Annotated in this window: 27 protein-coding genes; 17 read left to right on the top strand and 10 right to left on the bottom strand. The window is 68.5% G+C overall.

The genetic code is table 11. The annotated features are described in order from the left end of the window. The first annotated feature begins 134 nt into the window (after positions 1-134). From ACXJJ3_RS41590 to ACXJJ3_RS41575, 4 genes are all read left to right on the top strand, one after another. Positions 135-1,253 carry an EfeM/EfeO family lipoprotein gene (locus ACXJJ3_RS41590; RefSeq protein ID WP_458167593.1) on the top strand — a complete coding sequence of 373 codons (1,119 nt, stop codon included), beginning with the start codon at positions 135-137 and terminating at the stop codon, positions 1,251-1,253. Next, positions 1,246-2,439, top strand: a complete 1,194-nt coding sequence (locus tag ACXJJ3_RS41585; protein ID WP_458167592.1) for a Dyp-type peroxidase — start codon at positions 1,246-1,248, stop codon at positions 2,437-2,439. Before ACXJJ3_RS41590 ends, ACXJJ3_RS41585 begins: the two co-directional genes overlap by 8 nt. 134 nt (positions 2,440-2,573) lie before the next feature. Further along, positions 2,574-3,266 carry an Ltp family lipoprotein gene (locus ACXJJ3_RS41580; protein ID WP_458167591.1) on the top strand — a complete coding sequence of 231 codons (693 nt, stop codon included), beginning with the start codon at positions 2,574-2,576 and terminating at the stop codon, positions 3,264-3,266. A gap of 92 nt (positions 3,267-3,358) precedes the next feature. Beyond that, complete coding sequence (locus ACXJJ3_RS41575; RefSeq protein WP_458167590.1) at positions 3,359-3,730, top strand: ASCH domain-containing protein; 372 nt, start codon at positions 3,359-3,361, stop codon at positions 3,728-3,730. On the opposite strand, the gene ACXJJ3_RS41570 is transcribed toward ACXJJ3_RS41575, so the two are convergent. Continuing rightward, positions 3,727-5,094, bottom strand: coding sequence for an FAD-dependent oxidoreductase (locus tag ACXJJ3_RS41570; RefSeq protein ID WP_458167589.1), 1,368 nt, complete (start codon positions 5,092-5,094; stop codon positions 3,727-3,729). The genes ACXJJ3_RS41575 and ACXJJ3_RS41570 overlap by 4 nt on opposite strands. Positions 5,095-5,207: 113 nt before the next feature. Between ACXJJ3_RS41570 and ACXJJ3_RS41565 the strand changes: the two genes are divergently transcribed. The 3 genes from ACXJJ3_RS41565 to ACXJJ3_RS41555 are packed head-to-tail and all read left to right on the top strand — an operon-like array spanning position 5,208 to position 8,100. Continuing rightward, positions 5,208-5,846: a trimeric intracellular cation channel family protein gene (locus ACXJJ3_RS41565; protein WP_458167588.1), complete on the top strand. Its 639-nt coding sequence runs from the start codon at positions 5,208-5,210 to the stop codon at positions 5,844-5,846. Positions 5,847-5,864: 18 nt separating this feature from the next. Beyond that, positions 5,865-7,115: an amidohydrolase gene (locus ACXJJ3_RS41560; protein ID WP_458167587.1), complete on the top strand. Its 1,251-nt coding sequence runs from the start codon at positions 5,865-5,867 to the stop codon at positions 7,113-7,115. Between the two features lie 13 nt (positions 7,116-7,128). Then, the gene (locus ACXJJ3_RS41555; RefSeq protein ID WP_458167586.1) at positions 7,129-8,100 is read left to right on the top strand and encodes a hypothetical protein; all 972 of its coding nucleotides are present in this window, start codon (positions 7,129-7,131) and stop codon (positions 8,098-8,100) included. Between the two features lie 76 nt (positions 8,101-8,176). Here the strand turns inward: ACXJJ3_RS41555 and ACXJJ3_RS41550 are convergent, their stop codons facing one another. Next, entirely contained in the window at positions 8,177-8,527 is a 351-nt protein-coding gene (locus tag ACXJJ3_RS41550) for an ArsR/SmtB family transcription factor (RefSeq protein WP_458167585.1), read from the bottom strand. A 64-nt stretch (positions 8,528-8,591) separates the two neighbouring features. Between ACXJJ3_RS41550 and ACXJJ3_RS41545 the strand changes: the two genes are divergently transcribed. Further along, entirely contained in the window at positions 8,592-8,717 is a 126-nt protein-coding gene (locus ACXJJ3_RS41545; protein WP_458167584.1) for a hypothetical protein, read from the top strand. Positions 8,718-8,852: 135 nt separating this feature from the next. Further along, entirely contained in the window at positions 8,853-9,308 is a 456-nt protein-coding gene (locus ACXJJ3_RS41540; RefSeq protein WP_458167583.1) for a cation diffusion facilitator family transporter, read from the top strand. Here ACXJJ3_RS41540 and ACXJJ3_RS41535 read toward each other — a convergent pair. Then, positions 9,248-9,616: an FCD domain-containing protein gene (locus ACXJJ3_RS41535; RefSeq protein WP_458167582.1), complete on the bottom strand. Its 369-nt coding sequence runs from the start codon at positions 9,614-9,616 to the stop codon at positions 9,248-9,250. The genes ACXJJ3_RS41540 and ACXJJ3_RS41535 overlap by 61 nt on opposite strands. An 80-nt stretch (positions 9,617-9,696) precedes the next feature. On the opposite strand from ACXJJ3_RS41535, the gene ACXJJ3_RS41530 reads away from it, so the two are divergent. Further along, positions 9,697-9,894: a hypothetical protein gene (locus tag ACXJJ3_RS41530; protein WP_458167581.1), complete on the top strand. Its 198-nt coding sequence runs from the start codon at positions 9,697-9,699 to the stop codon at positions 9,892-9,894. On the opposite strand, the gene erm is transcribed toward ACXJJ3_RS41530, so the two are convergent. The 4 genes from erm to ACXJJ3_RS41510 form a co-directional block, all read right to left on the bottom strand. Next, complete coding sequence (erm, locus tag ACXJJ3_RS41525; protein ID WP_458167580.1) at positions 9,889-10,656, bottom strand: 23S ribosomal RNA methyltransferase Erm; 768 nt, start codon at positions 10,654-10,656, stop codon at positions 9,889-9,891. The two genes, ACXJJ3_RS41530 and erm, sit on opposite strands and share 6 nt — an antisense overlap. 186 nt (positions 10,657-10,842) lie before the next feature. Next, on the bottom strand, positions 10,843-11,721 hold the full coding sequence (locus tag ACXJJ3_RS41520; RefSeq protein ID WP_458167579.1) for an LCP family protein: 879 nt from the start codon (positions 11,719-11,721) through the stop codon (positions 10,843-10,845). An 11-nt stretch (positions 11,722-11,732) separates the two neighbouring features. Continuing rightward, positions 11,733-12,233, bottom strand: a complete 501-nt coding sequence (locus ACXJJ3_RS41515) for a hypothetical protein (protein ID WP_458167578.1) — start codon at positions 12,231-12,233, stop codon at positions 11,733-11,735. A 142-nt stretch (positions 12,234-12,375) separates the two neighbouring features. Next, positions 12,376-12,615, bottom strand: a complete 240-nt coding sequence (locus ACXJJ3_RS41510) for a twin-arginine translocase TatA/TatE family subunit (RefSeq protein WP_458167577.1) — start codon at positions 12,613-12,615, stop codon at positions 12,376-12,378. Positions 12,616-12,756: 141 nt separating this feature from the next. On the opposite strand from ACXJJ3_RS41510, the gene ACXJJ3_RS41505 reads away from it, so the two are divergent. Next, the gene (locus ACXJJ3_RS41505; RefSeq protein ID WP_458167576.1) at positions 12,757-13,575 is read left to right on the top strand and encodes an undecaprenyl-diphosphate phosphatase; all 819 of its coding nucleotides are present in this window, start codon (positions 12,757-12,759) and stop codon (positions 13,573-13,575) included. Here ACXJJ3_RS41505 and ACXJJ3_RS41500 read toward each other — a convergent pair. Further along, positions 13,572-14,228: a DJ-1/PfpI family protein gene (locus ACXJJ3_RS41500; protein WP_458167575.1), complete on the bottom strand. Its 657-nt coding sequence runs from the start codon at positions 14,226-14,228 to the stop codon at positions 13,572-13,574. The two genes, ACXJJ3_RS41505 and ACXJJ3_RS41500, sit on opposite strands and share 4 nt — an antisense overlap. 63 nt (positions 14,229-14,291) lie before the next feature. Between ACXJJ3_RS41500 and ACXJJ3_RS41495 the strand changes: the two genes are divergently transcribed. After that, positions 14,292-15,623, top strand: coding sequence for an aminotransferase-like domain-containing protein (locus ACXJJ3_RS41495; protein ID WP_458167574.1), 1,332 nt, complete (start codon positions 14,292-14,294; stop codon positions 15,621-15,623). On the opposite strand, the gene ACXJJ3_RS41490 is transcribed toward ACXJJ3_RS41495, so the two are convergent. Next, positions 15,620-16,690, bottom strand: coding sequence for a LuxR C-terminal-related transcriptional regulator (locus ACXJJ3_RS41490; protein ID WP_458167573.1), 1,071 nt, complete (start codon positions 16,688-16,690; stop codon positions 15,620-15,622). The two genes, ACXJJ3_RS41495 and ACXJJ3_RS41490, sit on opposite strands and share 4 nt — an antisense overlap. Positions 16,691-16,798: 108 nt before the next feature. On the opposite strand from ACXJJ3_RS41490, the gene ACXJJ3_RS41485 reads away from it, so the two are divergent. The 4 genes from ACXJJ3_RS41485 (at position 16,799) to ACXJJ3_RS41470 (ending at position 19,895) form a co-directional block, all read left to right on the top strand. Next, positions 16,799-17,587 carry an SDR family NAD(P)-dependent oxidoreductase gene (locus ACXJJ3_RS41485; RefSeq protein ID WP_458167571.1) on the top strand — a complete coding sequence of 263 codons (789 nt, stop codon included), beginning with the start codon at positions 16,799-16,801 and terminating at the stop codon, positions 17,585-17,587. 15 nt (positions 17,588-17,602) lie between these two features. Next, positions 17,603-18,394: an alpha/beta hydrolase gene (locus ACXJJ3_RS41480; protein ID WP_458167569.1), complete on the top strand. Its 792-nt coding sequence runs from the start codon at positions 17,603-17,605 to the stop codon at positions 18,392-18,394. Between the two features lie 126 nt (positions 18,395-18,520). Continuing rightward, positions 18,521-18,931, top strand: coding sequence for a hypothetical protein (locus tag ACXJJ3_RS41475; protein WP_458167568.1), 411 nt, complete (start codon positions 18,521-18,523; stop codon positions 18,929-18,931). Between the two features lie 73 nt (positions 18,932-19,004). Continuing rightward, a complete protein-coding gene (locus ACXJJ3_RS41470) occupies positions 19,005-19,895 on the top strand; it encodes a DMT family transporter (protein ID WP_458167567.1) in 891 nt (296 codons plus the stop codon). Here the strand turns inward: ACXJJ3_RS41470 and ACXJJ3_RS41465 are convergent. After that, complete coding sequence (locus ACXJJ3_RS41465) at positions 19,879-20,439, bottom strand: TetR/AcrR family transcriptional regulator (RefSeq protein ID WP_458167566.1); 561 nt, start codon at positions 20,437-20,439, stop codon at positions 19,879-19,881. The genes ACXJJ3_RS41470 and ACXJJ3_RS41465 overlap by 17 nt on opposite strands. A gap of 78 nt (positions 20,440-20,517) precedes the next feature. Between ACXJJ3_RS41465 and ACXJJ3_RS41460 the strand changes: the two genes are divergently transcribed. Further along, positions 20,518-21,489, top strand: a complete 972-nt coding sequence (locus tag ACXJJ3_RS41460) for a saccharopine dehydrogenase (RefSeq protein WP_458167565.1) — start codon at positions 20,518-20,520, stop codon at positions 21,487-21,489. Positions 21,490-21,527: the final 38 nt, after the last annotated feature.

Below are 21,527 nucleotides of genomic sequence, written 5' to 3'. Positions count from 1 at the left end.
AGGATCGCGTCATGAACAATCCCTGAAGACTCAGGGCTCGGTGATCTCGCCCTGGCCTGCCGGTCATCCGCTGTTCACCGGCGCGTGGTGAGCAGCATCGGATCCATTCACCATCGCCACCCAGCGTGTGCCCGGTGATCAGTACGACGGCGCCCATCGTCCTGGTCGTTGGCTCGCCCTACGGCATCGACGACTGGCTCGGCGGACCGGCCGGTCGCTACGACTTCGTGTTCGTGAACAACGAGGGCTCCGGCGCGGAGGTCTACCTGGAGGATCCCGCGACCGAGCGGATCTACCTCGAGGTCGAGCACTTCGGCCGCGGCGTCAGCCGCGCGGTCACGGTCTCGGTGCCGCCCGGGACGTACCGCTGGGTCTGCATCACCGACTACACGATCAAGTACAGCCTGCCGGTCGTCGTCACCGGCGACCCGTTGCCGTACGAGGTCCACGGGATCATCCCCGTGACCGGGCTCGACCTGCGGATCCCGATCAACGAGTACGTCGGCTGGATCACCGGACAGCTGCCCGCGCTGACCTCGCAGGTCGAACAGCTGCGGGCCGCGGTCGCGATCGGCGACGTGACGGCCGCCCGACGCCACTGGCTCGCCGCCCACCTCACGTACGAGACGCTCGGCGGCGCGTACCGCGCGTACGACGAGACCGGGGACGACATCAACGCCGACCCGCCGCGGGGCGTCGCGCCTGACCGTCTCGCGGACGCGGACTTCGCGGGCTTCCGCAAGATCGAGGCGCTGCTCTGGCACGGCCGGCCGGCCGGGACGATCCTGCCGTACGTCGACGCGCTGCTCGAGTCGATCGACCAACTCACCGACGAGCTGGCGCTCCCGAACGCGATCACGCCGATCGACATGGGACGGCGGGCGCACGAGATCCTCGAGGACGCCCTGCAGTGGGACCTGAACGGGATCGGGGACGCCGGCAGCCGGACCGAGCTCGCGACCGTCGACGCCAACATCACCGGGGTCTGGCAGGCGCTCGACCCGCTGCGGCCGATCCTGCGTCGGCAGAACCCGTACCTGCGCGAGACCGACGAGCAGCTCCGGCTTACGCAGCAGCTCGTCCGCAACCATCATCACGAGGACGGCTGGGTCGGCCTGGCGGCACTGACCGTCCGGCAGCGGGCCGCCGTCAACGCGGCCGTGCAGCACAGCGTCGAGCTGCTCGCCCACACCGCGGCAATCGTCGACCCGCGCAACGCCACCCGCGACCGAGGCCCGATCACCCATGACTGACCACGACACCGCCGTACCGGACATCGCTGGACGGGACGCCGTCGTCCCGCGGTCGTTCGAGGGCGAGCACCAGGCCGGCATCCTCGATCCCGCGCAGCCCGCGGCGATCGTCGTGGCGTTCCTCGTGACCGCGGCCGACCGGCCGGCGCTGCGGCGGATGTTCCAGACGCTCACGGCGACCATCCGGTACCTCGTCTCCGGCGGCGACGCGCCGGCCGGGCGCGGCAGTACCGACGGTCTCGTGTCGACGCCGTACGAGAACGGCGTACTCGGCCCGGGCACGGTCCCCGACGGTCTCACCGTCACGGTCAGCGTCGGCGCGAGCCTGTTCGACGACAGGTTCGGCCTCGCCGGCCTCAAACCGGCGCGGCTGCGCGCGATGGACGAGTTCCCGAACGACGCGCTCGACCCCGCACGCTGCGACGGCGACCTGCTGCTGCAGATCTGCGCCGATCACCGCGACACCGTGCTGCACGCGCTCCGCATCCTGATGCGCGCGACCCGCGCCGACCTGCAGGTGCTGTGGCAGCTGGAAGGCTTCACCAGTCCCCCGCGGCCGACCGGGACGCCCCGCAACCTGTTCGGCTTCAAAGACGGTACGGCGAACCAGGAGTTCCTCGACCGGCCCGATCTCGTCGATCAACTGGTGTGGACGAAGGCAGGCGGCGACGAACCGGACTGGGTGGAGGGCGGTTCGTACCACGTGGTCCGGCTGATCCGGATGTTCGTCGAGTTCTGGGACCGGATCTCGATCAACGAGCAGCAACGCATCTTCGGCCGCGACCGCGACACCGGCGCACCGCTGTCCGGCCGCCCCGGCGAACGAGTACCCGGCCAGGAGGAGTTCCAGCTCCCGAGCTACTACCGCGACGCGCACGGCAACACCGTGCCGCTGACCGCGCACACCCGCCTCGCCAACCCCCACGACGGCACCGCCGACGACCGCCGGATGCTGCGCCGCGGCTTCAACTACAGCGCCGGAATCGAGCCCAACGGCCAGCTCGACCTGGGCATGATCTTCATCTGCTTCAACGCCGACCTCGACCGCCAGTTCACCGCCGTCCAAACCCTCCTGATCGACGAGCCCCTCGTCGACTACATCTCCCCCTTCGGCGGCGGCTACTTCTTCGCCCTCCCCGGCGCCCAAAACCCCGACGACTGGCTCGCCCGCACCCTGCTCGACTGAAACCCGAGAAGCCCGGCTCGGGCCGGGGCTGCCGTGGGTGGGTTCTGACCAGAGAGGTCTAGTCAACTACCACCACGCTCCGTTACCGTTTCCTCGGATCCCGAGGGGGGCTCGGGGACCGGGGAGGAACCATCATGTCGAACGACCAGCAGTACCCGCATGGCCAGAACTATCCGCAGGCGCCCAACCACAGCTATGGCATCGGCGGCGATCCGAATCTCGTCGGCGATCGGCAGCGGCAAGGGAGCCAGGTGCCACCACCACCGAAGAAGCGGCACGTCGTTCGCAACGTCCTGATCGGCATCACCGCCGGCTTCGTCCTTCTGGTCGGTGGCTGCACGGCGATAGTCGCCAGCATGGCCGGCACCAACGATCCCGCCAAGAAGAGCGCCGGCGCGGCCTCGAACGCGTCGCCGGTAGACAACGGTCGCACGCCGGACGCGGTGGTGACGCCGACAAACAAGCCGACCGAGGCAAAGCCCACCGTGGCGCCGCAACCGACGAAGACCACGCCGAAGCTCACCGCCGGCCAAGAACAGGCAATCGGCTCGGCCGAGTCCTACCTGGCGTATCAGGCGTTCAGTCGCAAGGGCCTGATCCATCAGTTGTCGTCCGACGCCGGTGAGGGCTTCTCAGTGAAGGACGCGACGTTCGCCGTCGACCATCTGACGGTGGACTGGAACGATCAGGCCGCGAAGAAGGCGAAGGAGTACTTGCAGATGCAGCACTTCTCGCGCAAGGGACTGATCCACCAACTCGAGTCCAGCTACGGCGAGCAGTTCACCCACGCGCAGGCGGTGTACGGCGTGAACAAGGCGGGCTTGTGACGGAGCTCGTGCGGGCGGTATAGAGCGGCTTCGCCTGCTTGACCGTGCACTTCAGATCAGGGTCAAGCAGGCACGCTTGCTACTGTCGGCCGGTGACCGACTCCTTTTCCGCGGCTGAGCTGGCGGCCTTGCCGAAGGCTGAGTTTGCGTTTCCTGGGGCGCTTCGCGACAGGCTTGTTGCCGCGATTCTTGATGGTACGAAGACCTCGACCACTGGGCTGGTCGTCGACTATGAGCATGAGGGTGAAGCCCTGCCTGTGGTCGGTGAGCGGTCGGTGGTTGTGGACTCTGATGGTCGGCCGGTCGGGGTGATTGAGGTGACCGGGGTGCGGGCGAATCATGAGATGTTCTGGCACAGCGGTGAGATGCGTGAGGCGCTTGGTGATCCGGGCTTCAAGGTTACCGATGACACTCTCGCTGTGTTGGAGAGGTTCCGGCTTGTTGGAGATCTGCGCGGCCGCTAGCCGTCGTACGGTTTGAGGGCGGCCAGGACTTCGTTGAGGGCTTCGGTACTGGAGGGGTGGGTCCAGATTCCGTTGAGGAGCTCGTCGGCGGTGGTTCCGGTGCGGATGGCGAGGGCGACGAGGTTGACGAGTTCCTGGGAGTCGATGCAGAACAGTGTCGAGCCGAGGATCGTCCGGGTGGCCGCGTCGACGGTGAAGGTGATGACGCCTTCCACGTCGCCGACGATCTTCGGGCGGGGCATGGTCGCGATCTGCGCGACGGGTTGCGAGGCGTAGAGGACGTCGTACCCGGCCTGTTGCGCCTGCTCCGGTGTGAGCCCGACCTGCGACAGCGGCGGGGTGATGAAGGTGGTGTTCGGTACGGCGATTCGGTCCGTCGTCGTGCGGGCGCCGTCGCCGGCGAGTTGGTCCCAGACGATGCGGTAGTCGTCGAGCGAGATGTAGGTGAACTGCGGTCCTCCGTTGATGTCGCCGACCGCGAACACCCCGTCGGCCGACGTACGCAACCGCTCGTCGACCTGGACGAATCCGTGGCGGTCCGTCGCGATTCCGGCGACGTCGAGGCCGAGGTCGGCGGTGGCCGGCGTACGCCCGACCGCGAGAAGGACGGCGTCCGCGGGCAGGGCGCCGTCGTCGAGTTGGATGGTCAGTCCGTCAAAAGTCCGCTGGATCCCACGGACGTGGACGCCGCCGCGCAGCGTGATGCCGCGGCGGGTGAGGACGTCCCGGACCGCCTCCGCGACCACTGGCTCGGCCCTCGGGAGGAACGTGTTCTGGGTGTCGAGCACGGTCACGTCCGACCCGAAATGCTGAAACATGTTCGCGAACTCGAGTCCGACGTACCCGCCGCCGACCATCACCAGACGGCGCGGGAACGGGTCGGCGTGCTGGATCGTGGTCGAGTCGTACACCCCGGGCAGATCGATGCCCGGCAGATCCGGCCGCGTCGGCGTCGCGCCGGTACCGATCACGATGGTCGGCGCGGTGACGACGACCTCGCCGTCCGCGGTGTCGACCGTCACCTCCTTCGGGCCGGTGAACCGCGCGCGCCCGTCGATCAGCGTGGCGAGACCGTCGAGCATGGCGTGGTTCGCAGCGTTCAGCGTGCCGATCAGTACGTCGCGGTCGGCCACCGCGGCGGCGAAGTACTCCGCCGGATCGTCACTCGGCCGCCGGGCCTCGGCGGACACCACCAGGTCCTTCGTCGGTACACAGGCGACGTTGATACAGGTACCGCCGTACATCGCCGGGTCCTGCTCGACCAACGCCACGGACCTGCCGCTCAGAGCACAGCGCCGGGCGAGCGTCTTCCCCGCCTTACCCCACCCGACCACCAGCAGATCCACCGAAAGCGACGACGCCATGCCCGCTCCTTCCCATCGTTCCAGGCTACGACGGCGCCCCCTGCCGGCGGCCTGATCGCCGCGCATCGGCCGGGGTGCTGGCCTGGCACGCTCCGGACCGGTAGACAAGTGCGGTGAGCACCGCGTCGACGACCTTCGTGGTACTGGACCTGACCGGTACGTTCGCGTTCGCGCTCAACGGGGCGCTGACCGCGCTCCGGGTGGCTCGGGTCGACATCGTCGGCGTGATCACGCTCGGGATGTTCACCGCGCTGGGCGGCGGAATGGTCCGTGACATCCTGCTGGACGCGCTGCCGCCGACCACGTTCAACGACTGGCGATACCTCACGGTCGCGGCCGGTGGCGCCTTGGTGGCGTTCCTCTTCGGACGCCGGCTCGACCGCCTCGCCACGCCGATCCTGCTGCTCGACGCGGCCGGGCTCAGCCTCTTCGCGGTCAGCGGCGCGCTCAAAGGACTCAGCCTCGGCGTCGGCTTCGGCCAGGCGGTCATCCTGGGCACCATCACCGCGGTCGGCGGCGGCACCCTCCGCGACGTCCTCATCCGGGAGATCCCCTCGGTCCTGACCAGCGGTCTGTACGCGATCCCCGCCCTCCTCGGCGCACTCGTCGCCGTCGGCGCGAACCAGTTGCACCTCGCACGCCTGCCGTCCGCGATCGTGGCGGCGGTCGTGTGCTTCGCCGTACGGATGCTCGGCGTACGGTTCGATCTCCACGCCCCCGGTCCACCGCGAAAGAACGGCATCACGCCCTGAGCAGAGCATGATGTTGGGATGGACAGCACAGCGGTGACTGCGATCCTCGACCGTCTCGACCTCGTCCGCCCCTGGCAGGAAGACTTCTACCGGGACCTGCACGCACACCCCGAACTGTCACACCAGGAACGCCGTACGGCGACGAACGTGGCCGCTCGGCTCCGCGCTACGGGCTGTGACGTCCACGAGAACGTCGGCGGCACCGGTGTTGTCGGGATTCTCCGGAACGGCGACGGTCCCGCCGTACTGCTGCGCGCCGACATGGACGCGCTGCCGGTCCGCGAGGACACCGGGCTGCCGTACGCCAGTACGTGGACGTCCTCCGACGGTACGCCGGTGATGCACGCGTGCGGCCACGACGTCCACGTCACCTGCCTGCTCGGCGCCGTCGACCTCTTGGCGCAGGCGCCCGAGCAGTGGTCCGGCGCCCTGATCGCCGTGTTCCAGCCCGCGGAAGAGACGGCCGATGGCGCCAAGTCGATGCTCGACGACCATCTGGCCGCGCTCGTCGGCAAGGTTGACGTCGCCCTCGCGCAACACGTCCTGCCGCTCCCGGCCGGCCAGGTCGGAACCCGCCCCGGCCCCGCCCTCTCGGCCGCCGACAGCGTGCGCATCGTCGTCCACGGCCGCGGCGCCCACGGCTCGATGCCGCAGGCCGCGGTCGATCCGGTCGTCCTCGCCGCGATGATCGTCGTACGCCTGCAGACCGTCGTGGCGCGCGAGGTCGCACCCGGCGACACCGCCGTACTGACCGTCGGCAGCTTGCAGGCCGGCACCAAGAGCAACGTGATCCCCGATCATGCGGTACTGCAACTCAACGTCCGGACGTACGACGAACAGACGCGCGCCACGGTGCTCGCCGCGATCGAACGCATCGTCCGCGCCGAGTGCGAGGCGTCGGCCGCACCGAAGGAACCAGAGTTCGAGCTCTTCGACCGCTACCCGCTGACGAACAACGACACCGCGGTGACCTCCCGGGTGACGGCGGCGTTCGCGGACTACTTCGGCGACCGCGCCGTCGTACTACCCCAGCAGAGCGCAAGCGAGGACTTCAGCGACATCCCGAACGCCCTCGGCACGCCGTACACCTACTGGGGAATCGGCGGCATCGACCCCAACCTCTACCACGCCGCGCAGACCGCCGGCCGCATCGCCCAAGACATCCCGGTCAACCACGCCGCCAACTTCGCCCCCGTCCTCCAACCCACCCTCAACACCGGCACCCAAGCCCTAGTAGTCGCCACCCTCGCCTGGCTAAACCGCTCCTAATCACGGACACCTGATGGCCAACGGCATGGTGCCGTCGGTCAACGTCGTCATCCTCTACACCAGCAACCTCCAGATGAACCGCCGGAACTCTCTACTTCGACTAACAGCAAGGGTGTGTATTTTCACAATGAGCGAGGCGACTGCGTGGCGGCGGGGGATGGTTCGGCCGGTGCTGGAGGCGTACGCCGGGGTTGCGGGGGTCGATGCGGTCATGATGTGCGGGTCGACGGCGCGTGGGGATGCCGATCGGTGGTCGGATGTCGAGGTGGCGGTGTTCTGGGGTCGGCCGCCGGGGGTTGATGCGCGTACGGCGATTGCGGGTGCTGCTGAGGTTCGGATGGTCGGGCCGTGGTCGGATCACGTGTATCTGGGGGCGCCTCGGCCGGACGGGTTGCTGGTTGAGGTGATGCATAACCTGAGTGCCACGCTTGAGGATCTTCTTGAAGGGCTGATGGCCGGGAGTGCTGATGGGGCGACGCTTGATCTGGTCAGCGGCATTGTCGAGGGGCGAGAGATCGTGGGTCGGCGAGTTGAGCTCGTTGCTGAGTGGCAGCGGCGGGTTCAGGCCTATCCGCGGGCCTTGGCGATTGCTGTCGTGCGGCACCAGGGAGCGATCGAGCAGTTCTGGCGGTGGCGGATGCTTGTCGAGCGTGACAATCCGTTGCTGCTGGCAAGGGAGTTCATGCGGATCTGTAGCCAGTTCCTGTCGGTCCTGCAGGCGCTCAACGGCCGGTATTGCGGGCATGCCTCTGCCTTCAAGCGTCTTGACTCGATGGAGCGTCAGTTGACGATCGCTCCCCCGCACCTGGCTGCCCGGCTCCGGTCTGTCTTTCAGTTGCCGACCGCTGAAGGAGCCGAGGTACTGCGGACCCTCGTCGAAGAAACGTACGACCTGGTGGAGGCCGAGCTGCCCGAGGTGGAGGTCGACGTCCTGCGCGCGAACTTTCGCTCCGAACGCCGTCCCCTTGACGCGCCGCCGGCTTGAACTGCCGGGTCGACGAGAAGAAGCCGCCTACCGGAGCTGCGCGATCAGCCCTCAGAGCACGTCGTGCGACCGGCGGTCAGAGCGTGTCGGGGGTGCCGAGGCGGAGGTGTTCTGCGTGGTAGACCGCCTCGTCGAGGAGTTGGGCGACGTGGTGGTCGTACAGGGAGTAGACGACGCTGCGGCCTTGGCGGGTGCCTTCGACGAGGCCGAGGTTTCGGAGTAGGCGGAGTTGCTGGGAGACCGCGGACTGCTCCATCTGGACGGACTCGGTCAGTTCGCCGACGGTGGCGGGGCCTTCGCGGAGGCGGCCGAGGATGAGGAGACGGCTGGGGGTGGCGAGCGCCTGGAGGGTTGCCGCGACGGCCTTGGCCGAGGCCGGGTCCAGGCGCGCGGGCGTGATCGCATGCCCCTCCGGTCCGTGGCCCATGGCCGGAAGCATACCCGCAATGCAGTCTTGCATGAATACGTGTTCATATTTTACGTTCGTGCACATGACGCACGACCATCACCACGGGCCGCTCGGTAAGCTCAAGGGGACCCTCGTCCCGCACTCGCATGACAGCGCCGACAAGGTCGACTCCGCACTCGAGGCGAGCAAGGACGGCTGCACTGCCTGAAGCTCGGGCACCTGATCGTCACCGCGCTCACCCCGCAGCTACACCTACTGCTTCGGCCACGTCGAGGACCTCGCCGGCATCATCGTCGTCGTACTCATCGCGCTCTCATCCGCGTACGCCGGCTACGAAGCCGTCATGCGCTTCATCCACCCGTCCGACGGCACCGGCAAACGGATCGGCTCGGCCGCACTGGTCACCGACGGCCTGCACGCCAGCACCGACGGCTTCACCAGCCTCGCCGTCGACCCCGCCCTGGTCGACCGGGCCGAACAGGTCATCCGCTCCACGCCCGGCGTCGTCGACGTACGTGACGTCCAACTCCGCTGGCTCGGGCACAACCGGCGCGCCGAGGCCCGGATCAGCGTCGACACGAACACGTCACTCGTCGACGCCCACCACCTCAGCCACCAGGTCGAGCACGCCCTGGTGCAGGGCGTACGCCGCCTGACCTCGGCCACCATCCACACGGAGCCCCTCGCCCCGGAGGCAACCGCAGCCACGAACTGGTTGCCCATCACAACTGATCGACGTCAGAGCCGGCTGGGCTCGCCCGAACCCCAGACCCCCAGGGCTCGATTCGCTTCCTTGTGAGCATCGACGACCGGGAACACGAGGGTCTCCCGGGTACGTACCGCGGTCGCGATGACGCTGCTCAGGCACTCGAATATCTTGCTGCCGGACAGGTCGAGCAGCGCGATGTGGAAGCTGACGTCGGCGGACACGAAGGTGTGCAGGTCGCGCTGATCCAGGGCGGCGTACATGGTGTCGATCGCGCCGGTCAGCTGCGCGAGGTCGGCCGGCTTCGACCGCAGCGCGGCCCTCGGTCTGCCCGTCGTCGCCGGAGTGTGGACACCGACCGAGGTCCTCAGCGCACTGGCAGCCGGGGCGGCCGTCGTCAAACTGTTCCCCGCCGCGACGGGCGGACCACCCCATCTGCGGGCCCTGCGAACTCCCCCTGCCGCAGGACCCCTTCGCCCCGGTGGACGGCATCGACGTTGCGACAGCCCACGAGTACGTCGATGCCGGTGCCCTCGGCATCGGCGTCAACGTGAACCTCGCGGCGGCGGCCCGGCGCGGGATCGCCACCCCGCTCCTGCGCGACGCACCCGCGGGCGGCGACCTGGCCGCACTCGCCCGCCGCATCGCCGGCTACCGCCGTACGTTGGAGTCGTCATGACCGTCCGGACAGGTTGAAGAGCTGGACCCATTGCTTGGCAGCGAGGTCCTTCGGCAATGCGTTGGGTTGTACGCCGGCCTGACTCGCCCAGCGTCGCGCGGCCCGACGGTCTGCCGGCCGCGCGACGTTGGCGAGGATCTCCGGGACGCCGTAGCCCTTGCCGGTGAAGACCTTGTGGACGAAGTCCCGGTAGGCGTCGCGATCACCTGGCGCGATCAAAGGCTCGGGCCGTCGGGTCATGACGAGCAGCCCGCCGTCGACGCTCGGTGCAGGGCGCAGCGCATGCCGCGAAACACGCCCTCCCAAGCCGAAGTCGAACCACGGCCACCACTGAGCAGTCATCATGGTCGCACCGCCGACACCGGCGCGCCGCCGAGCAACCTCCCACTGCACCAGCAGCACAGCCGCACTCCACGACTCCTGATGCAGGAGCTTCCGCAGGATCGCCGTCGTGAGATGAAACGGAACGTTGCCCACCACAACATGCTCGGCGGCCGGCAGCCGCCAACTGAGGAAGTCTGCGTTCACGACTTCAACTCCCAACGAGCGCCGAAGGAACGCAACCGACCGCGGATCGATCTCGACCGCGGTCAACGGCCGCCCAAGCGCGTGAAGTCGCCTTGTGAGCGCGCCACGACCAGGCCCGATCTCGACGATCGGCCCACGAGTCTGCGCGACGAGCTGAGTGAACTTACCAATGGTGCTGTGATCAGTGAGGTAATTCTGGCCGTTCTCGTGACGGCCAGCCCGATACGTGGGCATGGGAAGCGGACGCTCCTGGGTACGAATGACGCCCGGGCGCGCCAAAACGCCGCCCGGCTGGACCACGGAGCGGCGGAAACGTCCTCAGAAAAAGGGATCCGCCGCTAGAAGCGACGAATCCGCGTCATCGAAAAGCAACCCATACGGGGAACTATAGCGTCCCGGCCTCGAGGCAGCTCTGATGGGTCAGCCGCCCGTTGTCGGGTGGTAGGCGCAAGCGTCTGCAAGGCTCTGAGTTGCACCGGGCGTCGGGGTCTTCGCCGTGGTAACAGGCTTCCTGGTCGCGGGCGGCGTCGAGCGCTTGGCAGGGGTCGTGGAGGCGACCGCGGCCGTCGTACCGGGATGGATGGCCTTCTGGATGATGGCCCGCATCGCCTCGTAGTCGGGGTTCTTCCCGGTCGGGAAGTTCTTGTTCTTGTCCAGATCGATGTTGGACACGCCGGCCTGCTTGACCTTGAGGCCGAGCTGGATGAATGCCGGCAGCAGTTCCTGCGGGATATCGGTCCGGAGCATCTGCTGACTCGCCGCCGCGATCTCCTGGTACTTCGAGACCAGCGTCGCCGGGTTCGCGCTGCTGACCAGCGCGTGGATCGTGCACCGCTGCCGCTCCTGCCGCGACGGATCGCTCAGCCCGTACCGCCCGCGGGCGAACCACAGCGCATGGAAACCGTCGAGCTTCTGATCCGGGCCGGGTTCGATGTACGCCGACGGGAGCTTCGGCTTGTTCGCTCCCGGCCCGATGCCGTACTCACCGCCGATCGGCACCCGGTAGTTCACGTTCACCGTGATCCCGCCGACCGCGTCGACGATCTGCTGGAACCCGGCCAGGTTCACCTGCATGTAGTAGTCGATATCCAGCCCGAGCGCCGCGCTCGCGGCCAGCTTCAGCACGTCCGCGCCCTCGTTGTCGGTCGCGCCAAGGATCCCGGGATACTTCTTCGGGATCGTGTCGTACATCGCGTCCAGGTAGTACGCAGGCTGCTCGACATTGCCCTGGCTCGGATCCCACCACCCGTCCGGATACACCTTGTGCAACGGCGAGTCGGCCGGGAACGGCATCCGCATCCAGTTCCGGCTCAGGTCGCGCTCTTCGAGTTCCCCTCCGACTGGAACACACTCCCCACCAGGTCCCGCTGCGCCATCACGGTCTGCGCCGCCAGCGTCGTCGGTACGGCGATCCCGAAGCACAGCAACCCGACGAGCAGGGACCCCGTCAGCCGCCCGGAGTAGGTCATGCTCACCGGGCGGGTCAGCTTGTGCGAGGCGACCACGACCCAGATCCACAGCAGGCCGAGCAGCACGACCACACCCGTTGCGATCAGCAACTTCTGCGGATCGACCGCCAGTTCGAGCAACTGGTCACGCTGCGCCAGACCGTAGTACGCCGCCAGCGCGAGCAGGCCGGCACTCACCGTCATCACCCAGGCACCCAGCTTCCGCCGGCCGCCGACGAACAGGCCGAATCCCGGCAGCAGGGCACCGGCGAGCGTGATCAGGCAGGCCCGCGACACCGTCCGTGCCCGGTGCGTCCGCCCCCGAGCGCGGACGCCTCCGCGGTACGCACGTTTCGCCGTCATTGACCTCTCATCCATGCTCGGCCGGCCCCGTACCAAGATCCGACGCTCAGCCACCGCGATTGGTTGTCAGGCAGGCCGAGGGCATCGCGACGGTCTTCGGATGGATGCTTCCGGCAACCGTCGGGCGATCACGGCCGGCAGGTCACTGCCCGGTGCTGCTGTCCGTCGGCGCCGTACTGCCGGCGGACTGCGGCGCCGGCACCGTCTCGTCGCTGTCGAGGGCCGGCCGACGTCCGGGCTTGATCTCTTCGTCCCAGACCTTCTTGGACCGGGCGAGCTGGCGGATCAGGCCCGGCAGTTTCGTGGGTCCGAAAATCAGCAGCACGACGACGAGCAGGACGATCCATTCCTCGCCGCGCGGCATACCGAAGAGACTGATCATGAGGGCCATCTCTCTGTCTGGTGGGGGGACGACGTGGTGCACCAGGACTACGACGCCTTCGCCCGGTGAACGGTTTACCTAGGTCTGCGCTACGCATGGCATGATGCGCGGCGTCCGTCGCCGGGAGTCAAGGGAAGTTCGTTGAGCTGGTTCACCGCAGTCGTGCTCGGTCTCGTCCAGGGGCTGTCCGAGTTCCTACCGATCTCCTCGTCGGCGCACATCCGCATCACCGCCGCCCTCGCCGGCTGGCCCGATCCCGGCGCGGCGTTCACGGCGGTCACGCAACTCGGTACGGAGGCCGCCGTACTGCTGTACTTCCGCCGCGACATCGCCCGGATCGTCACCGCCTGGTCGGTGTCGCTCGTCAACCGGGAGCGACGGTCGGACCCGGACGCCCGGCTCGGCTGGTTCGTGATCCTCGGCACAGTCCCGATCGCCGTCCTCGGGTTGCTGCTGCAGACCCCGATCGAGACCGCGTTCCGCGACCTGCGCATCCTCGCGTGCACGCTGATCGGATTCGGCATCGTGCTCGGCATCGCGGACCGGATCGCCGCCAACCGCAATCGGCTGGCAGACCTCACCACCGGCCACGCCGTCGCGTACGGCTTCGCCCAGGCGCTCGCGCTGATCCCCGGAGTCTCGCGCTCCGGCGGCACCATCACCGCCGGCCTCCTGCTCGGCTACCGCCGCGAGGACGCGGCCCGCTACTCGTTCCTGCTCGCGATCCCCGCAGTACTCGCCTCAGGCGGTCTCGAGCTGACCAAGATCGGCGAGGGCCCGGCACCGTCCTGGGGCCCGACCCTGCTGGCCACCGCGATCGCGTTCGCCGTCGGCTACCTCGTCATCTCCTGGCTGCTCCGCTACATCACCACCCACAACTTCACCGGCTTCGTCATCTACCGCATCTTCCTCGGCCTGATCCTCCTCGGCCTGGTGGGAGTCGGCGCGCTGAATCCCTAGCCGATCGGCTGCATGGTCAGGTCACTCGTTCCCGACGACGTTCCACCGATCGTCTGAAGGTACGGCTTCACGTTGTGCAGGGCGCGTTCGACGTACTCCTCCTTCTCGCCGACCGGGGCGACGTAGTGCAGGGCGTCGATCGCGGCGTCGAGGCCGGTCAGGCGGGCGATCGTCCAGCCGGCGAGGTACTGCGAGGCGAGGCAGCCGCCGGCCGTCGCGACGTTGCCCTTCGCGTAGAACGGCTGGTTCAGCACCTCGACTCCGGCCGCCACGACCCACGGCTTGGTCGTCAGGTCGGTGCACGCAGGTACGTCGCGGAGCAGCCCGAGCTTGGCCAGCACCAGCGTGCCGGAGCACTGCGCGGCCAGGAGCTGACGGTCGGCGTCGAGGTTCCGCAGTACGTTCATCAGGGCCGGATCCTCGACGACCTCGCGGGTGCGTACGCCGCTGCCGACGATCACGGCGTCGGCGTCGCAGGCCTCCTCCAGGTCGGTCATCGCCTCGATCGTCACACCGTTCATCGAGCGGACCGTCGGCGTCGGGCTCGCGATCGACACCCGCCAGCCGGGGCGCTTCACCCGGTTCAGGATGCCGAGGGCGATCAGTGAGTCGAGTTCGTTGTAGCCGTCGAAGGTCAGGATCGCGATGTGCATGCGGCCAGGCTAGAACCGGAAATGCATGACAGTCGAAGAATTGTCATGCCTACAATCGGGGCCATGCGGATCCCGCGCTACAAGCAGGTCGTCGACGCCCTCGCCGCCGACCTGCGGGCCGGCCACTGGCCGGTCGGGACCCGGCTGCCCACCCATCGCGAACTCGCCGCCCGCGAGGGCATCGCCCTGATCACCGCGTCCCGGGTGTACGCCGAACTCGAAGCCATGGGACTGGTCATCGGCGAACAAGGCAGGGGTACGTTCGTCCGCGACACCGCGGCGCTGTCCGGTCACGGCGCCGACGAGCAACTGGTCGCCGCCGGCAGCATCGACCTCCGCTTCAACTACCCGTCCGTACCGGGCCAGGCCGACCTCCTCCGGCAGGCGCTCCGCGAACTCGCGGGCGCCGGCGACATCGACTCGCTCCTGCACTATCAACCGCACCGCGGACGTGCCGACGACCGGGCTGCGTTCGCCCGCCACCTCGAACACCGCGGCCTGAGCGTCGGCGCCGAGCAGATCCTCGTCGTCAGCGGCACCCAGCACGGCCTTGCGGCAACGGCAATGGCCACCCTGCAACGCGGTGACGTCGTCGCCGTGGACGCGCTGACCTATCCAGGCTTCACCGCACTCGCGGACTCACTCGGCCTGGAGCTGGCCCCCGTACCGGTCACGCCGTACGGCCCCGATCTCGACGCCCTCCAGCACCTCTGCGAGCGGCGGCCGGTCCGCGCGATCTACGCGATGCCGACGATGCACAACCCGCTGAGCTGGGTACTGCGAACCTCCGAACGCCGGCGGCTCGTCGGCCTCGCGCGCCGCCACGGCCTGCTCATCATCGAGGACGCCGCCTACGCGTACCTCGCCACCGGCAGCCCTCCCCCGCTCGCCGCGCTGGCACCGGAGACCACGGTCTACGTCTCCAGCCTCTCGAAGAGCGTGGGCACCGGACTCCGCGTCGGCTTCGTCGCCGCCCCCGACCATCTGGTCACCCCCATCGAGCGAGCGATCCGGGTCACCACCTGGAACACCCCCGCCGTGATGACCGAGATCGCCCGCCGCTGGCTCGACAACGGCACCGTCGACCGCCTCGAAACCGAAAAGCGGAACGACGCAACCCTCCGGCAGACCATCGCCCACGAAGTCCTCACCGCAACCACGAGCCACCCGTCCTCGTACCTCCTCTGGCTACCCCTCACCGAGGACGCCCGAGCCGACCGCATCACCACAACCCTGCACCACCAGGGCATCGCGGTCTCCACCGCCGAGCCCTACGCCACCACGACCCACATCCCCCAAGCCCTCCGCCTCGCCCTCGGCTCGATCAGCCACACCGCCCTCCGCGACACCCTCCACATCATCAAACAAACAATCGCCGACGACCCGTACATCTAGCCCGAAGTGAGGCGGGCGAGCTGGACGCGGGAGGCGATGTCGAGCTTCCGGAAGATGTGCCGGAGGTGGTAGTCGACCGTGTGGGGTGAGATGAAGAGTCTCGCCGCCGTCTCGCGGTTGGTGAGGCCGGCCGCGACCAGCTCCGCGACGCTGCGTTCGGTATCCGTCAGGCGCGCCAACGAACTGCGCGTGTCGGCAGCTTCATGTGGTGAGAAGCGAACGATTGCTCCAACGACGGCAGGTCCGTCGTAGATCGTCTCGCACGACGCAGCGACCGGCCCCGCAGGGAGCTGCAGTACGGCGCCGTGCTGCTGAGCCCACCGCCAGAGCGTCTCGCGGTCGGTGGAGGCGACGATCCGGCTGCCGGCGGCGTTGGCGTACAGGACGCTGCCGTCGACTGCGGCGATCGGGGCTCGCGTGCGACGGCGGGCCTGCAGGAAAGTCGCGTACAGCGCGAGTGACCGAGAGCCGGCCTCGTCGAGAAGGCGCTGCTGGGTCTCGTGGACGATCCGCCCGACCAGCGCCCCCATCAGCTCCCACGGGGCCGGATCGGCGACGGTCAGGTTCACCACGCCGGCTACCTGCCCGGTGAACGGGTCGAGGACCGCGCGCGACGCGCAGGTGATGTGCGTGAACGCGTCGGCGTAGTGCTCGAAGCCGCGGACGACGGTCGCGCCGCGCGTGTTCGCCGCCAGGCCGATCGAGTTCGTCCCGATGACGGCCTCGTCGCAGAAGAACCCCGGCGCCGCGCCGACAGCGTCCATCTGCAGCGCCGTACGGGCGGTCCGCGTCCACCGTTCGATGACGTGGACCCGGCGGTCGGTCAGCAGCAGCGCGCAGCGGAGGTCGGGCAGGTCGGCGCTCACCGCGGTCATCGCGGGCGCGGCCGCCCAGTGCAGTCGGCTGTCGTCGTCGACATCCGCGTCGTACGGCGGATGGATCAGGTCGGGCTGCAGCCCTGCCGCCGCCGAACGGCGCCACGAAGCCAGCACCGACGGTGTGACGTCCTCGTCACGGAACGGGCTGCTGCCGACCCGCGCGAGGACATGCGCCAGACCACGTTCCACCCGCGCCCCCCTCTCCCCACCCCGAGAGTCGCAGGTCTGCTCACCGAACGGCAAGAACTACGCGTTTACGTGGGGCGCCGCGGCCGCCACGGACCCTAGCTTGGCGCCATGGACCTGAACCTGACCGGGAAGGTCGCACTGGTCACCGGGGCGAGCAAGGGCATCGGGCTGGCGATCGCCCGGGCGCTCGCGGAGGAGGGCGCCTTCGTCGTCGCCGGGTCGCTCAAAGGCAGCCCGGAGCTGGACCTGCTCGCGGAACGCTGGCGTCTGCAGCCGGTACGGGTCGACCTCACCACCGAGACCGGTCCGGCAGCGCTCGTCGCCGAGACGATCGCGCAGTACGAACAGCTCGACATCGTGGTCAACAACGTCGGCGCCGTCCGGCCGCGGCCCGACGGGTACCTGTCCGTGACCGATCAGGACTGGACGGACATCTTCGCGATCAACTTCTTCGCGGCGGTCCGGACGATGCGGGCGGCGCTGCCGCAGCTGATCCGGCGTACCCGGTCGTCGATCGTCACGGTCAGCTCGGTCAACGCGTTCCTTCCCGATCCGCTCGTCATCGACTACAGCGCCGCGAAGGGCGCGCTCACCAACCTCTGCAAGTCGTTGTCGAAGGAGTTCGGGCCGCAAGGTGTCCGCGTCAACACCGTCAGTCCAGGGCCGGTCGCGACCGACCTCTGGCTCGGCAAAGAAGGGATGGCCGCCACCCTTGCCGCGGTGCAGGGCACCCAGGCCGCCGACATCCAGGCCGGCGCGGCCGCGCAGAGCGTCACCGGGCGATTCACCCGGCCGGACGAGGTCGCGGACCTCGTCCTGCTGCTGGCCAGCGAGCGTTCCGCCAACATCACCGGTGCCGACTTCGTCATCGACGGCGGACTCGTCACCACCATCTGAGCAAGGAGTACTGCGATGTCCAGGCCGGTCGTCTTCATTCATGGACTGTGGTTGCACGCGTCGAGCTGGCAACCGTGGATCGATCACTTCACCGCGGCCGGCTACCAGCCGATCGCTCCCGGCTGGCCGCACGAGGCGGCAACAGTCGAGGAAGCCCGGGCGAACCCGGACGCGGTCGCCGACCTCAGCATCGACGACGTGGTCGACCACTTCGCCGCTGTCATCGCCGACCTCGACGACCCGATCCTGATCGGGCACTCGTTCGGCGGACTGTTCGCCGAGAAGCTGCTCGGCCAGGGACACGGCGCGGCCGCCGTCGCGATCGACCCGGCCCAGATCAAAGGTGTCCTGCCGCTCCCCCTCGCCCAGCTCCGGTCCGGGCTGCCGGCGCTAGGCAATCCGGCGAACCTGCATCGGTCGGTCACGCTCACCGACAAGGAGTTCCGGTACGGCTTCGGCAATGCGCTGTCCGAAGAAGAGTCCGCCGAGCTGTTCCGCCGCTGGACCATCCCCTCCCCCGCGCGGCCGCTCTTCCAGGCCGCCGCGGCGAACTTCGTCATGCACGCCCAGGCCGCGGTGGACACCGCCAACAGCGAACGTGGCCCGCTGCTGCTCATCTCCGGCACGGCCGACCACACCGTCCCCGACGTCGTCACCCGGTCGACCTTCAAGCAGTACCGCGACTCGACTGCCGTCACCGAGTTGAAGCAGTTCGAGGGCCGCGGACACTCGCTCACGATCGACAGCGGCTGGCAGGAGGTAGCCGACGCCGTCCTCGACTGGCTGAAAGCCCACAATCTCACCTGACCGCCGCACGCATTCAGATGGACAGAACGGGCCGAGTCGGGTTGGCTGAGAAGGATGAGGCCTGGGGGACGGAGCAGTCGCGGGGAGCTTGTCCGGAACTCCATTGGCTTCGTTCTGCTGACGGCGATGGCGGCCGGCCTGATCTTCGGTGGTGTCGCGCTGGCGATCTCCACGGTCCATCGGCTGCAACACCTCGACGCGCTGCTCAGCCATCACGAGGAGGCCGTCGGGCGGGTGATTGCCAAAACCACCTATCGCGACGGTCCGCAGGGCGGCGACAAGCACGACGTGGTCATCGGGTTCACGGCCTCCGACGGGTCATGGCACACGACCACGCAGCAGGTCCAGCTGTGGAGCCGCATCCGCAACGTCGGCGACACGGTCACGATCCGCTACGCCTCGACCGACCCGGCGAACTTCATCACCTCGTCCGTCAGCCAGGAGCGCGCAGTGGACATCCTGTGCCTTGTCGTCGCGGCGCTACTGGTCCTCGGTACGCCGTTCGCGTACGTCTGGCTCATCCGCGACACCCGCTGACTTCTTTTGGACCACTGGATCAGTCCTGGTTTGGATCTGTAGAAAAGACCGTTCCGGACCCTAGCTTTGGCGCATGCGATGGATGGCGTACGTGGCCGCGGGCAGTGCGATGTTTCTGGTCGGCACACTCGCCGGTGTGTCGGGGATGGTGAACGACTACCCGATCTACGGCGGACAGGCGTTGCGTTATGCGCTGTCCGCCGTGCTGTTCCTGATCGTCGCCCGGGCCAAAGGGCTCTCGCTGATCCGGCCGCGCCCGCGTGAGGTCGTGCTGCTGCTCGCGCTCACCGCGACCGGCCTGGTGTTCTTCAACATCTGCGTGATCACCGCGACCCGGCACGCGCATCCGGCGACCGTCGGCACGATCATCGGCGCAGTACCGATCCTGCTGGCGTTGGCCGGACCAACATTCAGCCGGACGCGGCCCTCGCGCCGGGTCGTCGGCGCGGCGGTCGTCGTCGTCATCGGTACCGCGATCACCTCCGGGTTCGGCACGGCCGACACCGCGGGGATCCTGCTCTCCGCAGGCGCACTGGTCTGCGAGGCGTGCTTCACGCTGCTGGCGATCCCGCTGCTGGTACGGCTCGGCCCGGTGCGCGTGTCGGGCTATACGTCGGCAACCGCCGTACCGATGTTGCTCGTGACCGCCCTGCTGACCGACCGCGACCAGATCCTCCGCATGCCGACCCTGACCGAGCTCGCCGGATTCCTGTACCTCGCGTTGATCGTCGGCGGCGTCGCGTTCCTTCTCTGGTACGGCGCGATGCCGCGCCTCGGAGCCGACCGCGCCGGGCTGTTCGCCGGGCTGGTCCCCATCGGCAGCATCGCCGCCTCCGCTGCCCTCGGCCTGGCCGAACCGTCCCCCGCCGAACTCCTCGGCGCCACCGTCGTCATCACCGGCCTCCTGATCGGCCTCGCCCCGTCCCGCCGGCCGGCCTCGACCCCGGCTAGAGCTTGCCGGTGATCAGAGCGGTCAGGGCATTGGTTGCCTCGACCTCGGTAATGCGTTCGTGCGTCAGTTCGGCGGCCAGCGCCTCGGCTGCGCCCAGCAAGGCGGTGCAGTGCAGCTGAAGGGCCGCCGGCTTCAGGGCGGAGTACGGACTCAGCGCCTTCGCCATCGTTGCGGTGTAGTCGGTGAGCAATGCGTGCTGGGTCGGCTCCAGCTCCGGGTTGCCCTTGAGTGCCGCTGACAGGGTGGCGAATTCGGGGATGGTCAGCGTGCAGGCGAAGTACGACGCGCTGATCAGCCCGGCGACCGCCTCGATCGTCGGCAGGGCATCGCGGACCGCCTCCTCCAAGGCGAGGCGATGGCGGGTGTCCAGCTCGCGGTAGAGCGACAGCAGCAGCCCGCCGCGAGTCCCGAAGTGGCCGTAGACGATCGGCCGGCTCACCCCGGCGGCCTCGGCGAGCGTGACCAGCGTGAGGCTGTCGGCGCCGCGCTCCCGGACGATGCCGAGCGCAACATCCAGCAACTGCCGGCGTCTGGCGTCCTTGGTCAAGCGGGGCATCGTCCTCCTTGCGTCCGGCATCCACTTTAGGCTACAAAGTGTAGGTTACAAAATGTAGCTACACGAGAGGCGCATCTTATGAAACCCGTCCTCATCCTCGGCGGCTCCGGACAAGCAGGCTCCGGTACGGCGACCCTGCTCCGGAAATGGCATCCCGGCCTACCGCTGACCATCGCCGGCCGCGACCTCGGCCGCGCGCAACGGGTCGCCGACGAACTCGGCACCGCGACCGCGATGGCGATCGACCTGCACCGCCCGTTCCCCACTGACATCGAGTACGCCGCGGTCGTCGCCCTGCTGCGCGACGAGCACCTCAACGGCCTGGCCTACGCCCAGGATCACGGCGTGCCGTACTTCAGCATCTCCAGCGGCCCGATGGAGCTCGCCCCGGAAGTCGTCGCGGTCGCCCACCGCCCCACGGCATCGCCCGTCGTCGTCGCCAGCCACTTCTTCGCCGGCACGGTCGCCCTCGCGACCCTGCACCTGGCCAAGGCGTTCGGCCGCGTCGACAGCGTCCACATCGGCGCGATCCAGGACGAGCAGGACATCGGCGGCCCCGCCGCACTCAAGGATCTCGAACGCTGGGCAACCGTCAGCTCAGCCGGCCTCGTACGCCGCAACCGGACCTTCACCTGGCTGACCGGCGACCAACCCGCCGAGATCCGCCGCGTCGACGGCACCAGCATCACCGGCCAGACCGTCTCCGGCCTCGACGTCCCCGGACTGGCGTTCGCAACCGGCGCCGCCGACGTACAGCTCGACCTCGCCGTCAGCACCGAACCAGGTCAGCCCTTCACCGAGGTCCGCATCACCCTCGAAGGCACCGACCCCACCGGCCAACCACTCCGCACGACCCACGCCCTGATCAGCCAGACCGGCCAACGCCCACTGACCGCGCTCGGCATCGCCCTCACCGTCGAACACCTCCTCGGCGAACCCGTCCGCCCGGGGCTGTACACCCCCGAGTCACTCATCGATCCGGCGTACGCCGCCCAGCGCCTCACCGAGGTCGGCGCTACCCTCCTGGAACTGGAGCCCACGTCTGCCTGATGACGGTCGCCGGATCAACCGGATGGGCGCGAAAACTG

This window comes from Kribbella sp. WER1, assembly GCF_054189145.1.
This window is presented reverse-complemented; position numbering and strand designations above follow the sequence as displayed.